Origin of the sequence: Oleiharenicola lentus (assembly GCF_051660365.1) — a bacterium.
In the GTDB taxonomy this organism is placed as follows: Bacteria; Verrucomicrobiota; Verrucomicrobiia; order Opitutales; family Opitutaceae; genus Lacunisphaera; species Lacunisphaera lenta_A.
Genome location: NZ_JBOZXB010000001.1, coordinates 578,689 through 593,466 on the forward strand (window position 1 = coordinate 578,689; position 14,778 = coordinate 593,466).

The following is a 14,778-nucleotide window of genomic DNA, read 5'->3' on the forward strand; positions in this document are numbered from 1 at the left end:
CTGCCCGCCGTGAACTCCTCTTGGGACACTCTTAAAATCCTGTCCGATCCGACCCGCCTCCGGCTGCTCGCGTTGGTTTTGAAGGAAGAACTGTCTGTAGCCGAACTGCAGGAAATTCTCGGCATGGCGCAGTCGCGCATCTCATCGCAACTCGCCTTGCTCCGCCAAGCCGGCTTCGTCAGCGACCGCCGCGACGGCAAAAAAGCTTTCTACTCACTGCGCGCCGACCTCAGTCCGCGCCTGCTCACCCTACTCAAAGCCGCGTGCGAATCCGTCGCTGAGTTGCCCGAGTCTTCCGAGGATCGCGACAATCTCGATCGCGCCCTCCAAAAACGCCGCCGCGTTTCCGAACAATATTTCAACTTAATTGCCGGCAAGCTTGGGAAAAATTATTGCCCTGGCCGCTCGTGGGAAGCCATCGGTCATCTCGCGTTGCGGCTCGTGCCAGACATCACCGTCGCCGATCTCGGTGCCGGCGAAGGACTCCTCTCGCAACTCCTCGCACAACGCGCCGCGCGCGTCTGGTGTATCGACAACTCCGAGCGCATGGTCGAAGTGGGCACCGAGCTCGCCCGCAAAAACGGGCTCGCGAATCTCACCTACAAACTGGGCGACATCGAAAAAGTCCCGTTGCCGGAAAAGTCCGTCGACCTGGCAATTCTTTCGCAAGCGCTCCATCACGCGAGCCACCCCCAAGCGGCCGTCGACGAGGCGTTTCGCATTCTCAAACCGGGCGGTCAGTTACTCGTGCTCGATTTGAAGGATCACAATTTCGAGAAAGCTCACGAAATTTACGGCGACCTGTGGCTGGGATTCAGCGAGAACACGCTGCACGGTTTTCTCAAAAAAGCTGGCTTCCAAAAAGTCGAAGTCACCGCGGTTTCTCGCGAAGAAAACGAACCCTATTTCGAAACCTTGCTCGCAGTCGGCGTAAAAGCCGCGCGTTAAATTTAATCCCATGACTACCTCCCGTCTTTTCCTCTGCGCGCTCTCATTCACTTTCGGCCTCGCGCTCACCAGCACCGCTCAGCAGCCCGTGGCGAAACCTTACAGCGAAGGCGTGAAAGTCACGCAGCTCATGAAGACGACGACCACCGGCGCGGGCCAACCGATCGTTTACGCGACGAGCGACTCACCTGAAGTCACCGCGGTTATGGTGGAGATTCCCGCCGGCAAACAAACCGGTTGGCACAAGCATCCCGTCGCCTGTTACGGTTATGTCGCCGCCGGAAAAATTTCCGTCGAACTCGAAGATGGCACGGTGCACGAATACGCCGCCGGCCAGGCAATCGCGGAAGCGGTAAACATTCTCCACAACGGCACCAACAAAGGCACGGAGTCGTGCAAAATCATCCTGTTCGCGCTGAGCAGCAAAGGCGTGCCGTTTAGCGTCGTGACGCCTGCACCGCGCTAAATCGCCAAGCGATTACGCCGCGCGCGACGTCTCGTTTTTCCGACGACGCCAGCGCACGAATCCGACGAGCGCGCCACCCGCGCCGAGTAAAATCAGTCCGTAAGTGGAAGGCTCCGGCACCACCGATGACGTGAAGCCCCCGTAGTGGAGTTCTGCGCCCGCGTGATCGTAGGACTTCGCCACCACCTGACCGGTGATCGCAGTATTGCCCGCGTTATTCAGGTCGACCTGGGGCGCGAGGATGCTGCCGTAAAATTGCCCGCCGTTGCCAATATTTACCTGGCCGGTGGTCGCCTCGATATTCCACAGCAAGCGTTCGTAACCGGAAGGCGTGTTGAAATTGATGCCGCTGCCCGTGCCAAACAACGTGCGCCCGCCGGCGTTGATCACGTTGATGATGAAATTCATGTTCGCCGGGACATTGACGCCAATATTGCTGAAGGACTGACCATTGTATTGGTTGCCGTTCAGCAGGTTCATATTGAAGTCGAATACGACCACGCCACTCGTCTGGTTGCCCGCGCTGAAGTTGAGTGTGTTGTTACTTACGCCAATCAAGCCCGTCGCGGTGGCATTGGAAAAAACCTGGGAGGCCGTTGTCAGGTTATTCTGCAATGTTGTCCAATTCCAGTTCGCGGGAGCGGGATTGTTACGCGGATCGACACCACCCAACGGATCGCTGGTGTTCGACGTGCTGAGCGTGCCGCCTCCCCCCGTCAGTCGTTCCTGCGTGCCGTCCCAATTCCAAGAACCGGTCAAGTTCGGCGTCGACGCATAGCCACTCTGCAAATGCACGAAATTGCTCATCGTGAGCTGCCCGCCCACATACAAAGACGGATCGGTCATCGCGCCGTATTTGTTTGGATGCGCCGCGATCGTGCCGCCGTCCAAATACAGATTCCCCTTCACCGCGATCGGGCCTTCCGTGTCGCCATATTGAGTGAAGGTCGCGTTGCCGAAACTGATGAGATTATAATTCCTCATCAGCTGATCGACGGTATTGACCGATTGCACCACCGACTGTGCGCCACCCATTGCCGCAGCCACCACCGCCAGTAAAGAGGCGGCGAGAATTCGGCAGTGGATTAAGAAGCGTGTCATTTACTGGGTATTTACTCGATATGAGTATTTACCCCTAGAACCTCGGATTATTTGCACCAATGGCAAATAATTTTATCACGATGCTAAAATTAATCTCAAATTACTTAAAATCAGCGTCTTGCAACAATTTTGCCTGCTCCTTTAACAAAATGCTGCGTTGGGCCACCGATTTTGCGCTTAAGAACTCTTCCCGACGCCCCAAATCCGCCGAAATCAACGCCCGCCAGAATGCAATCGCGGGATTCGCAAGGTCGTTCGGGCTCAACGCCCGCATCAACGCATCCGCTTCCGCAAAACGACGCTGCTCCCAACGCACCGCCGCCAGCGCGACGACTGCGGGCTTATATCCCTGCGATTCCTCCAGCAATTTCTCCGCCCGTGCCGCCATCGCGGCATCGACGGTCTTGCGCAGGCAACTCAACGCGATCCATTGCGCTTCCACCGTCGCCTCGCCCGGCACGCGACGCGACCACGCCTCGTAAAGCGCGATCAGCTTCGCGAGGTCATCCTGTTTTTCATAAATCCCGCGCAGTTCGACATAGGCATCCATCGCATTCGGATGCCGCGCCAATACGCTTCGCCACGCACGCTCGGCCCCCGCCACATCACGCCAAGCGGTCGCCAATCGCGCCATCGAACGCAGCGTCGCCAGCGAATAATTACCCGCCACTTCGACGTGAACCCACGTCGCGCGCGCCTGCGATTCCTGGCCGGCTAGGTGCAAAGTGCGCGATTCGATCGCCAACTTCTGCGCCGGCAAAGGCCATTCGCCCCACGCGTTGTCTGCCAGCAACGCCTTCAATCGGTCCAGATCGTCGATGCTCGCGCACAATTCCGCGCGCAAATCCATCACCTCGGGCGCACGCGCGACGGTCGCGGGCAACTGTTCCAGCCAAGCAATCACTTCGCGCGGCCGGCCGCTATCCGCGAGCCAGCGCCCGAGCAGCGCTACGTCTTCGCGCGAAACCGCCCTCTCTTTAAACCCGGTGATCAAAGCCTCCCAGCCCGGCACGCCCGGGCTGTTGAAATCCGCCACCGCACCCGGCGCAAATCGGCCGAGCAAAAACGTGAGCAATTCCTCCATGCGCCGCGCATCGCGTTGCCCCGCCGTATCCGTGAGCAACGCGATCGCCGCGCGCACGCGGAATCTTCGCTCGGCGGTCAGCGCCTCCAACATCGTCCGCGCCCGCTCGCGCGTCGTGGCGACCGGACTTCCCAGCCCGCTCATCGCGTAATTAAATCGCGCATCCGCATCACTGGGCACGGCGGCAATCACCGCCGCGAGATGCGTTTCAAGTTCGTCCGTGCGGCCCATCGCCGCGGCCAACATCGCCGCGAGCCGGTGAAATTCGATCTGCTTGCGCTCATCATCGGGCAATTCCCGCAACGCCGCATCGGCCACGGTCGGCTGGCCCAATGCCAATGCATCGCGCGCAAGGGCGAGCCGCGCCACCGTATCATGCGGGGCGACGCGCAATAACTGTTGGCGCACGGGAATCACTTCGGCCGATCCAGTCATCGCTAAATAGTGAGCAGCTGCACGCCACGTTTCCGGATCATTCGGCGCGAGTTTCACGACCAGCGGCAAGGCGAGCATCATGGCGGCGTAATCGCCGTTTTGCGCGTGCAGCCGCACTTGATCGAGCACGCGCCGTTGCTGCCACGCACGCCATTGCGGCATTGCGAAAAAATATCCCGCCGCCGCGAGCGCGCCCAAAATCACCATGGCGCTTCCGATAAACGTCAGCTCCCGTTGCACGGACGACCATCCGTCAGTGGTGTAAGCCCAGCGGGCGCGGAGAGTTTGCCAGAGGCGACGCATGAATTGCCGGAAAATAAACGCGGCAAATTAAAAGACGCCGCTCAAGCCCAATTGCTTCAGCAAAATCCAAGCCAGCCGGAATCTAGAGGCAGCCTAATGCCGCCAACCCGTCCAACTTATCTCTCGGCGTCGCTCAACTCGTAGCTGATCTTGCCTTCGATGATTTCGCGCATCGCGACGTCTTCAGGCAAAAGTTTTTCAAGTGACTCGACCAGCGGACGACTGCCGCGGCGAAGCTGTTTCACCCGGCGAGAGATCACATTCACCAGAATGTAAGGATCGGGGATGACTTTGCGGGCTTCCTGCAGGTATTCGTCTCTCATGAATCTCCAGCTTAAAAACGATTGCCGCGTAACACGACGTATATCGCGGATTGACGGACGCTGAATGGCCAACTCGTTCGCGGGCCATTCGCTTCGAACGATTATCGCGTCAGCTCAAAGCGCCGGATCGGTCTGCACGGTCCACTGATTGTCGATGCGCCGCGAAAAATCCAATACATCGCCCACGCCGACCGTGCCGCGCGGCACTTGGTAAGCCCACACTTGGAAATACGACAAATTCGCGCCGCCGTAGATAGTCGAAAACGCCCCATCGACCGCGTCCTGGCCGCACGAAACCTTGATCCGTCCGATGCGCGGCACATGGAAGCGCGCGTCGGTCGTGAACCACTCATTGCCTAGATAGACCTCCGCATACGCGTGGAAATCCATGTGATTCTCCGGGTCAGGAAAACCGATATCCGGCAAATGCCCCGTGACGTAGCGGGCGGGAATGTTGAAGGTGCGATTCAGCGCGATGGCGAGATGCGCGAAATCACGGCAGACGCCATAACCGCGTTGTAACACATCCCACGCCGACAAATCCGAGCCGCCCGAGCCGTAACGATACTCGATGTTCTCATGCAGCCATTTGCTGATCGCCTGCACGCGCGGCCAGCCGTGCTCGACCTGGCCAAACTTTTCCCACGCAAAATTGATCAACTTATCGGAATCGCAGTAACGGCTCGGCAACGTGTAACGTAACACCGCGGGCGGCAGGTCGGCCGGCAAGTGCGTTGAGCGATCGACGAGGTCGTGATTATCCGGCTGCGACGACACCGAGATAATTGCATCGTGCCGAAACGAGTGCATGCCCTTCGGCAATTTCACGCGATACACCTGATTCCCGTGACTGTCGGTGAACAGCTCGGATTGCAGACCATTCCCGAGCGAGAACGCCTCGAAGACGACTGAGTGGTTGCGATTCGCGAGCGGGCGCAGGTTCAGCAGAAGCATTGCCGAACCCGAAACCTCGTAAGTCAGGCTGCAGCCCACGCGCACCGTCACATCGAATTTCGGAGAAGGAAGTGCAACCGTGGCCATGTGGGTTTGAAAGGGCATTACAACCCGACAAGTAGCAAACGCTATTCCTTGTCCGTCAGTATTCGCGTGACCGGCGCGATCACTCATCGCTTGAAGCAAACGCGGCGCCACCCTCGCCCTAAAAGCATTGCAGGCCGCCCGCTCGCCCGATGGTTTGCTGCGCGCTGCATGACGCTTCCCACCTTCCGTGCTTTTCGGCTCTTGGTTTTATTTCCCCTGTTACTGAGCGCGCTCCGCCTCGCGGCGGCTCACGAAACTCCCGATATCTTTATCGCCGAATCGCCCGCTTGGTTCAAATCCGAGGTGCTTGATCTCACCACCGCGAGCCGCACCGCCGTTGATCCCGCCTCTTCGCCTACGGGGATTTCCTTCCTGCTCCTCGACCGGCAGATCGACGTCGCCAGTCACTCCTCGACGTCACACATCGCGTATCGCGTCACCGCGCAAGCCGGTCTCGGACAAGCGGCGGAGATTTCCGCGCTCTTCGATCCTTCCTACGAAACGCTCACTTACCATTTTATCCGAGTGTGGCGTGACGGTCGTTCGCAAGACCGGTTAATCCGGAAAGACTTCAAACTTCTCCAGCAAGAGCGCGAATCCGACCGGCAACTCTATAACGGAAAAATCTCCGCGCTCCTCCTCCTTCGCGACGTGCGCGTGGGCGACATCGTCGAATACGCGTCCACTACGCGCGGCGCCAATCCGGTTTTCGCGGGCCGCTTTATCGAAACCGAGTCGCTGGGCTGGGCTTCGCCGCTCAAGCAGCAACGTCTGCGTCTCCTCGTGCCGACACCTTCCCGTCCTTTTGCATTCACGATGCAGAGCCCGACCGATTTCAAAGAAACCCAGCAATTGATCTCCGGTAACACGCTCGAATTCGAGTGGAACGCCCGCGATCTCAAACCCATCCGTTACGACGCCGACGCGCCCGCCTGGTTTGTGCAATTTCCCTATTTAGAGATGAGCGACTTCGCGAACTGGGCCGATGTCGTGACGTGGGCGTTGCCGCTCTACGATTTGGAAAAATCGGCGACACCAGCCATTGAAGAAAAAGCCCGCGAGATCACCCAGGGCTTGAAAAGCGATCTCGCCCGCGCCGCGGCGGTGCTCGATTTCGTGCAACAGGAAGTGCGTTACCTCGGCATCGAACTTGGGCCTAATTCCCATCAACCGCATCTACCGGCCGAAGTCCTCGACCAGCGTTTCGGTGACTGCAAAGACAAGGTCTATCTCCTCTGCGCGTTGCTCAAAGCCATCGGAATCAGCGCCCATCCGATTCTCGTGAATTCCTATCAGGTGCACACGATCGATCAGCGTCAGCCCACTCCCTACGCGTTCAACCACGTCATCGCGGGCATCGTCATCGGAAAACGCACCTACATCGTCGATCCCACGCGCGGCTACCAACGCGGCAACCTCGAGTCGCGCGAACCCGACCAATTCACGAAAGGTCTGCCGATTCTGCCGAACACCACCGACTTGATCGAAATCCCCGCGCACGCCGCTGCGCAACCGCGGATTGTCCTCACGCAAAATTACACGATTTCCGACTACACCAAACCCGTGGCTCTCGACGCGCGCTATCAGTTTCACGGCTCCGCCGCCGAGAACATGCGCTATTATCTCACCAATTCGACGCCCGATGTGATTCAACGCGATTACCTCGACAGTTTGCGACGCAGCCACCCGGACGCCAATTTTTCCAACCCGCCAATCTGGAAAGACGACGCCACAAAAAACGGCATCGAGCTCACCTACACCGCCGAAGTCCGGAACTTGTGGAAACCCCAGTCCAACCCCGAGGTGATCGTTGCCGAATTTTATCCGTGGGCGATCAACAGTTGCGTGGTGCAACCCGAGAGCCTGACCCGCAACTCTCCGCTCGCCCTCGTTCATCCGACCGACACCACAGTGCACACATTCGTCAAATTTCCCGACGACTGGCTGCTCACTAACGAAAAAAATGCGACCGAGTCGCCTTGGTATAAGTTCACCGCGTGGACGAACTACCAAGATCGCACGTTCGAAATGTATTATCGCTGGCAGTCGCTCTCCGACCACGTGCCCGCCGACAAAATCAGCGAGCACGTCGCGAACCTCGAAAAAATCCGCGCCTCCGTCGGCTACACCCTCACTCGCAATTTAAAGGTCACTCGCCAGATGAACGAATTCCAACTCAGTTGGATCATCGTCACGGTCACCGTGATCGTTTTGGGCGCGTGGCTGTGGTTCGGTATCTGGATCAATCAGCGCCCTGCGCTCCAACCTCCGCCGTTGGAAAAATCTTCGCTCGAAGGCATCAATGGGTGGCTCATCTTTGTCGCGATCGGCGTTACGCTCACTCCGCTTCGCCTGCTCGTCTCGTTCAGCCCCAACGCAGCGAATTTCTACGATTATCGCACCTGGCTCGCCTACAGCTCCAGCGACTACACAACTTACCAACCCGCCATGGTGGGCCTGCTCGCCTTCGAACTGATCGGTAACCTCTGCATGATCGGCCTGAGTTCCACGAACGTATTTCTATTTTACCGGCGCAAACGCACGTTTCCGAAAATGATGATCGCGCACCTCACGCTCACTTTTCTCATCTACGCTTTCGACGAAGTCTTCGTCCAACTGCTCAAGGTCCCGACCGAAGCCGCTGCGGACGCCGAAAGCTTTAAAACCATTGTGCAAGCCGCCGGCTCCGCGCTCATCTGGATTCCCTACTTCTGCATTTCCCGTCGGGTGAAAGCCACCTTCACGTGCTGACCGAGGCTCACTCCGACTTCACGTGCTGGTTGTAGAACGCTTCGATTAGCGCGAAAGTTTTCTTCGGATCGGTCTGCTTGAGCGCTTCCTCCGCGAGCTTCTTTGCGTCGCTCATTTTCATCGCGCGGATCAGGAACTTCACGGCCGGCAACAGCGTCGGCGTCATGCTGAGTTCATCGACCCCGAGCCCGAGCAAGAGCGGCACGTAAACCGAATCGCCCGCCATCTCGCCGCACACGCTGACCTTGCGACCGTGCGCATGACCGGTTTCGACGACTTGTTTCAACACACGTAACACCGCCGGGTGCGCGGGATCGTAGAGATGCGCGATACGGTTGTTACCACGGTCGATCGCCAGCAAGTATTGAATGAGATCGTTCGTGCCGATGCTGAAGAAATCGCATTTCTCGGCCAGCACATCGCCCGCGAGCGCCGCACTCGGAATTTCGATCATCGTGCCGACCTTCATCTTCTCGTCGAAAGGTTGCCCGCGTTTCTTCAGATCTGCCTTTGCTTCCTCCAGCATCGCGTTGGCGCGATCGAGTTCATCCGCGCCGCTGATCATCGGATACATCAGTTCCACGCTGCCATGCGCACTCGCCCGCAGGATGGCGCGTAACTGATTTTTAAACATCTCCGGATTTTCGAGACACATCCGAATCGCGCGGAAACCAAGAAACGGATTCGCCTCCGGCCCGATCAAATGCGGATCGCCCGGCAACGGTTTGTCGCCGCCGACGTCGAGCGTGCGGATCGTCACCGGCGCGGGCGCGAGTCCGGCCACGATCTCTTTGTAAGCGGCGTATTGCTGTTCCTCGGTCGGAATTTTCGTGGAGCTGAGGAAAAGAAATTCGGTGCGGTAAAGACCGACGCCCTGCGCGTGGTATTCTTTCACGAGCGCGACTTCGTCGGGCTTTTCGATGTTTGCCCGGAGCGTGACTTTCACGCCGTCGGCCGTCTCGGCGGCCATGTCGTTCACCGACATCAATCGCGACTCGAACGACTTTTTCGCCTTCTGAATCTTGCCGTAGCGGAAAAGCGTCTGCTCGCTCGGGTTGACGATGATGATGCCTTCGTAGCCATCGACCATCAACCAGTCGCCATTCTTGATTTTTTTGGTGAGATCGCGCGTGCCGACGACCGCTGGAATCTTCATCGACCGCGCCACAATCACCGCGTGACTGGTGCGGCTGCCTGCATCGGTCACAATCGCCAGCGCCGCACTGCGATCGATGCCGGCTGCTTCCGAAGGCGAAACGTCGTGCGCGACGATGATGCGCTTATCCACCAACTCCGTCAGGCTCATCGCCGCCTGGCCGAGCAGCACGTGCAACACGCGCTTGGCGACGTCTTTGATATCCGCCGCGCGCTCGCGTAAATACTCGTCGTCGATCTCGGCAAACGCCCGGATGTAACGCTCCGCGACCGCGTTGAAACACGTCTCGATGTTAAGTCCCGATTTTTGAAAATCGCGGATCGTCTCGCCGATGAGCGCCTGGTCTTCGAGCACCATCTGGTGCGCATCGAAGATCAGCGCCTCTTCCTCGCCGAGGTTCTGCGTGACCTGCGCCTGAATTTTCGAAATTTGCTGACGCGTTACGACGAGCGCCTGCTCGAAGCGCGCGATTTCCGCGACGCGCTTATCCGGATCCACCGTGTAACGCGGAATTTCCAGCTCACTCTGCAAATAGAGAAAGGCCTGCCCGTAGGCGATGCCGCGGGAAGCAGCAATGCCCTGGATGATAATTTCGCTTTTATTGCGTGAATCCATGGGCCGAAAGGGCATGCGGATTAATCAATCCCGACGTCACGCGGTCAATGCGGAACTAGGCGAGCGTCGCTTCCTGCACGAAAATTGCGTCTCCCCAACGCTCCCGCAACCACGCGACCAACGGCTTCGTCGCGAAATCGTCACCTAACAATGCATAACACGCACTGCCGCTCCCGCTCATCCGCGCCACCACGCCGAATTCGCGCCGCATCGCCTCCAACGTCACCGGCAACGCGAGGTATTTCTCAAACGCCGCCGGCTCCATGTTATTGAAAACCAAGGCTTCGGCCCGTTCGTCACCGGCCAGCCACGTCGCGAGCCGCGCTTCGGCGTCAGCTCCGGGCAAATAGTCCGCGCCGCGGGCGATCATCCGCTTGTAAGCCCACGGCGTGCTGATCCCCAAACTCGGTTTAAACACCAACACCCGCCGACCACGCAGACGCACCGACGCGCGTTCAGGCAACACTTCCACCCGCTCGCCGCGCCCGCGCATGACGACCGGGGCATTCTTCAAGAACAACACGCAGTCCGATCCGAGCGTGGCCGCGATCTCCGCCAGCTGATTCTCGTCGAGCGGTTGCTCCGCGAGCCGGTTCAACGCCCGCAACGCCGCGACCGCGTTGCTGCTGCCGCCACCGAGCCCCGCGCCCATCGGCGTCCGCTTGGTGAGCTTGAAATGCGCACCGCCCTTCCAGCCCGTCGCGGCGGCGAATGCCAACGCTGCTTTCAACACCAAGTTGGACGCATCCACCGGCACTTCCGGGACGTTGCACTCCAACGTGAATTTCCCCGCCGAGTTTTCCTCCGCCACGAGTTCATCGCCGAAACTCAACCGCGTCGCGACCGACACCAAATCATGGAATCCATCCGCCCTCCGCCCAGTGATGGCGAGAAAGAGGTTCAGCTTGGCCGGTGAAAATTCAATCGCGCGGTTCACGAGGCAGAAAAAAGCATGGCGGATAGGGAAATTTGCATTCACGTTATCCCTCTAGAAACATGGCTTGCGACTTAATTTTGGCCCTCGATGTCCCCACGCGCGAAGAAGCCGCGCCCATTCTCCAGCAGTTACGCGGCCAACTCCGCTGGGTGAAAATCGGACTCCAACTCTTCACCGCTTACGGCCCCGCCTATGTGCGCGAAGTCGCCGACCTGGGCTTTAACGTTTTCTTGGATCTGAAACTCCACGACATTCCCAACACTGTCGCCAAAGCGGTCGAGTCGCTCGGCCCGCTGCCGATTCAGATGCTCACCATCCACACCTGCGGCGGTGGCGAAATGATGCGTGCCGCCGTGGCGGCGCAAAAGAAAACCAACCCGAACCTTCTCATTCTCGGCGTCACCGTGCTCACCTCGACCGACGACGCCGGCCTGCGCGAAACCGGCGTTAACGCCACGTCGCCCGAGCAAGTCGTGCGTCTCGGCAAACTTGCCGCCGCGTCCGGCGTGCGCGGGCTCGTCTGCTCGCCGCTCGAAGTCGAATTACTGCGCAAAGGACTTCCGACCGAAATCCAACTCATCACGCCGGGCATCCGCTCCGCGAGCGAAGCCGGCAGCGACGACCAGAAACGCATCATGACACCCGGCGACGCCGCGCGCGCCGGCTCCACCTACATCGTCGTCGGTCGTCCGATTTTAAAGGCCGCCGACCCCGCCGCCGCCGCGCGCGCCATTCTTTCCGAGCTTTCATCGGCCTGAGCAATCGAGCTCTCAACTCTCAGCCCTCAACCCTCAACTCGCCTCGATGTCCCGCACCGCCGCTATTCTTCTCGCCGCAGGCAGCAGCCGCCGCATGAGCGGCTTTGTCACCGACAAAATCCTCGCTCCCCTCGCCGGCAAACCGGTCTTCGCGCACAGCGCCGCGACATTCCTTCGCAGCGGCGTGATCGATACGTTCATTGTCACCTACCGCGACCAGGCCCAGATGGTCGAACTCTCCGCCTACGCGCCGACGCCGACGCTTTTCGTCCCCGGCGGCAGCGAACGTCAACACTCCGTCGCCGCTGCGCTCGCCGAACTTCCCGACGATGTCGCCTACGTGTTCATTCACGACTGCGCACGCCCGCTCGTGCGCGTTGAGCATCTCATCGGCCTGCACAAAATTGTCCGCCGTGAAGACGCCGCGGTTCTCGCGCATCGCGTCACCGACACCATCAAACAGCATCGCGGCGAAGGCCACCTGCGCGATCTCGACCGCAAACACCTCTGGGCGATGGAAACTCCGCAGGTTTTCTCGCGCGATCTGATTTGCCGCGCCTACGCGCGCGTCGCGGAGCGCAAACTCGCCATCACCGACGACGCCGCCGCCGTCGAAGCGCTTAAACACCCCGTCGCGCTTTTGGAAAACTCGCACCCAAATCCGAAAATCACGACGCCCGCCGACCTCGCTTACGTGGAGTTCCTGATCAACCAGTCTGACGCTTAAAGTTTTCCGCGCACGCTCATGGCCAATTTCCGCATCGGTCACGGTTACGACATTCACCGCACAGTGCCCGGACGCAAACTCGTGCTCGGCGGCGTGACGTTCGATTGCGATTTCGGCCTCGATGGCCATTCGGACGCCGACGCGCTCACCCATGCCATTTGCGACGCGCTGCTCGGCGCGGCTGCCCTGCCCGACATCGGACATTTTTTCCCGAACACCGATCCCGAGTTTAAAAATATCGATTCGCAGCTCCTGCTGCAGCGCGTCGTCGCCGCGTTGCGCGAACGCGGCTGGGCGCCTGCCAATATCGACGCTTCGCTCATCGCGGAAAAACCCAAAATCGCCCCGCGTCTCGCCGATATGAAAGCCGCCCTCGCCAAATCCACCGGCCTGCCCGTCGGTGCCATCGGCCTCAAAGCCACCACCAACGAAGGCTCCGACGACATTGGCCGAGGCCTTGCTATTGCTGCTCACGCCGTCGCGCTCATCGAAAAAATTTAATCCGCCTCCGTTTACATGCGCCTCAAACTGTTTGCCGCCTGCTTCCTGATTTCTCTCAGCCTCTTCGAAGCGGGCTGCCGCAAACGCGAGACGCCGGTGTCGCAGGGCAATCGCGAAGGGATTTTCTACTTCAGCGTGGGCTCCGAACCCTCCGATCTCGATCCGCATGTCGTCAATGGCATCGGCGAAGCCAAGATCATCCACGCGCTTTTCGAGCCGCTGTTAAACTTCGATCCGAAGACCTTGAAACCCGTGCCCGCGCTCGCGGAACGCTGGGACGTTTCGCCGGATGGACTGACTTACACGTTCCACCTGCGCGCCGGCGCGAAGTGGTCGAATGACGAAACGATCACCGCCCAGGACTGCGTTGACGCGTGGCGTCGCGTGCTCACGCCGACGCTCGGCGCGGATAACGCTTATATGTTTTACGTGATTCGCGGCGCCGAAGCGTTCAACAAAGGCCAGACCACGGATTTTGCCTCGGTCGGAATTTCCGCCGCCGACGCTCGCACCTTTGTCGTTACGCTCACGAACCCTGCGCCGTATTTTCCGCAGATCTTACTCAACTCCCCTTTCCGTCCGGTCAACGTCCGCGCCATCGAAAAAATCGGCAACGCTTACGTGCGCGGCACGCCTTGGACCAAGCCTCACTCGATCGTCACCAGCGGGCCTTTTCACCTGAAAAAATGGTCGCTCCACGAGCGCATCGAAACGGTGAAGTCGGCCACTTACTGGGATCGCGACAACGTGAAGCTCAACGGCATCATGTTTTATCCCACCGACAGCGTGGACTCCGAGGAAAAGGCATTTCGCGCCGGACAATTGCACGCCACGTGGAGCCTCTCGCTTTCGAAAGTGGACGGCTACCGTCGCGACCAATCCGCCGCGCTCCGCATCGATGCGTATCTCAACACCTACTTCTTCCGCTTCAACACCCGCACCGCGCCGCTCAACGACCCGCGCGTGCGCCGCGCCCTCTCCCTCGCGATCGACCGCGCCAGCATCACCCAGAAAATCCTGAAAGGCGGCCAGCGCCCCGCGCCGTCCTTCGTGCCGCCGGAAATGCCTGATTACACCGCGCCAGAGCTCCCGCCGCGCGATCTCGACACCGCAAAACGCCTGCTCGCGGAAGCCGGTTACGCCGACGGCAAAGGCCTGCCGATTTTCGAAGTCACTTTGGACAATTCCGAAATTCTCCGCCTCGTCGCCGAGTCCGTGCAGGAAATGTGGCGCCGCGATCTCGGCGTAAATGTCAGCCTCGTGAATTTAGAAAAGAAAGTCGTCTTCGCCAACCGCCGCGCGGGCAACTACCAGATTTTATTCGGCGATTGGATCGGTGACTATCTCGACGCTACGACGTTCCTCGATCTCTGGCGCAGCGACTCGGGTAACAATTACACCGGCTGGGGCAGCCCAGAATACGATGCGCTGATGAATCGCGCCGCAACCACCGGCGACATCGTCGCACGCGCAAAAATTCTCCAGCAAGCCGAACTGCTGATGATCGCCGGGGCCCCAATCGCCTCCGTCTATTTCAACAGCCACGTGTATCTTCTGCAGCCGTCCGTCAAAGGCTGGATGCCCAGCCCCGGCGATCACGTCGACTACCGGCACGTTTCACTGGAACCTTGA

At 59.4% G+C, this 14,778-nt stretch carries 13 protein-coding genes; 7 read left to right on the forward strand and 6 right to left on the reverse strand.

What is annotated here, in order from left to right; all coding sequences use genetic code 11:
• The first annotated feature begins 9 nt into the window (after positions 1-9).
• Complete coding sequence (locus ACRRQW_RS02110) at positions 10-948, forward strand: ArsR/SmtB family transcription factor (protein WP_438479599.1); 939 nt, start codon at positions 10-12, stop codon at positions 946-948.
• Positions 949-958: 10 nt separating this feature from the next.
• The gene (locus ACRRQW_RS02115; RefSeq protein ID WP_438479600.1) at positions 959-1,414 is read left to right on the forward strand and encodes a cupin domain-containing protein; all 456 of its coding nucleotides are present in this window, start codon (positions 959-961) and stop codon (positions 1,412-1,414) included.
• A 12-nt stretch (positions 1,415-1,426) separates the two neighbouring features.
• Here the strand turns inward: ACRRQW_RS02115 and ACRRQW_RS02120 are convergent, their stop codons facing one another.
• The 4 genes from ACRRQW_RS02120 to ACRRQW_RS02135 all read right to left on the reverse strand — a co-directional run bounded on the left by ACRRQW_RS02120 (position 1,427) and on the right by ACRRQW_RS02135 (position 5,719).
• A complete protein-coding gene (locus ACRRQW_RS02120; RefSeq protein ID WP_438479601.1) occupies positions 1,427-2,515 on the reverse strand; it encodes a collagen-binding domain-containing protein in 1,089 nt (362 codons plus the stop codon).
• Positions 2,516-2,615: 100 nt separating this feature from the next.
• Positions 2,616-4,337 carry a hypothetical protein gene (locus ACRRQW_RS02125; protein ID WP_438479602.1) on the reverse strand — a complete coding sequence of 574 codons (1,722 nt, stop codon included), beginning with the start codon at positions 4,335-4,337 and terminating at the stop codon, positions 2,616-2,618.
• 116 nt (positions 4,338-4,453) lie between these two features.
• Positions 4,454-4,660: a DNA-directed RNA polymerase subunit omega gene (locus ACRRQW_RS02130; RefSeq protein WP_438479603.1), complete on the reverse strand. Its 207-nt coding sequence runs from the start codon at positions 4,658-4,660 to the stop codon at positions 4,454-4,456.
• A gap of 114 nt (positions 4,661-4,774) precedes the next feature.
• Entirely contained in the window at positions 4,775-5,719 is a 945-nt protein-coding gene (locus ACRRQW_RS02135) for a transglutaminase-like domain-containing protein (protein ID WP_438479604.1), read from the reverse strand.
• A gap of 183 nt (positions 5,720-5,902) precedes the next feature.
• Between ACRRQW_RS02135 and ACRRQW_RS02140 the strand changes: the two genes are divergently transcribed.
• Entirely contained in the window at positions 5,903-8,452 is a 2,550-nt protein-coding gene (locus tag ACRRQW_RS02140; RefSeq protein ID WP_438479605.1) for a DUF3857 domain-containing protein, read from the forward strand.
• 7 nt (positions 8,453-8,459) lie between these two features.
• On the opposite strand, the gene ptsP is transcribed toward ACRRQW_RS02140, so the two are convergent.
• Both ptsP and ispE read right to left on the reverse strand, forming a co-directional pair.
• Positions 8,460-10,223 (reverse strand): phosphoenolpyruvate--protein phosphotransferase, encoded by a 1,764-nt coding sequence (gene ptsP / locus ACRRQW_RS02145; protein ID WP_438479606.1) that lies wholly within the window; start codon positions 10,221-10,223, stop codon positions 8,460-8,462.
• Between the two features lie 55 nt (positions 10,224-10,278).
• Positions 10,279-11,160, reverse strand: coding sequence for a 4-(cytidine 5'-diphospho)-2-C-methyl-D-erythritol kinase (ispE, locus tag ACRRQW_RS02150; protein WP_438479607.1), 882 nt, complete (start codon positions 11,158-11,160; stop codon positions 10,279-10,281).
• A gap of 59 nt (positions 11,161-11,219) precedes the next feature.
• Here ispE and pyrF point away from each other — a divergent pair, with 59 nt between their 5' ends.
• The 4 genes from pyrF to ACRRQW_RS02170 are packed head-to-tail and all read left to right on the forward strand — an operon-like array spanning position 11,220 to position 14,778.
• Entirely contained in the window at positions 11,220-11,918 is a 699-nt protein-coding gene (gene pyrF, locus ACRRQW_RS02155) for an orotidine-5'-phosphate decarboxylase (RefSeq protein ID WP_438479608.1), read from the forward strand.
• 46 nt (positions 11,919-11,964) lie between these two features.
• On the forward strand, positions 11,965-12,645 hold the full coding sequence (gene ispD, locus ACRRQW_RS02160) for a 2-C-methyl-D-erythritol 4-phosphate cytidylyltransferase (RefSeq protein WP_438479609.1): 681 nt from the start codon (positions 11,965-11,967) through the stop codon (positions 12,643-12,645).
• 18 nt (positions 12,646-12,663) lie between these two features.
• Positions 12,664-13,146, forward strand: a complete 483-nt coding sequence (gene ispF, locus ACRRQW_RS02165; RefSeq protein ID WP_438479610.1) for a 2-C-methyl-D-erythritol 2,4-cyclodiphosphate synthase — start codon at positions 12,664-12,666, stop codon at positions 13,144-13,146.
• A gap of 15 nt (positions 13,147-13,161) precedes the next feature.
• Entirely contained in the window at positions 13,162-14,778 is a 1,617-nt protein-coding gene (locus ACRRQW_RS02170; protein WP_438479611.1) for a peptide ABC transporter substrate-binding protein, read from the forward strand.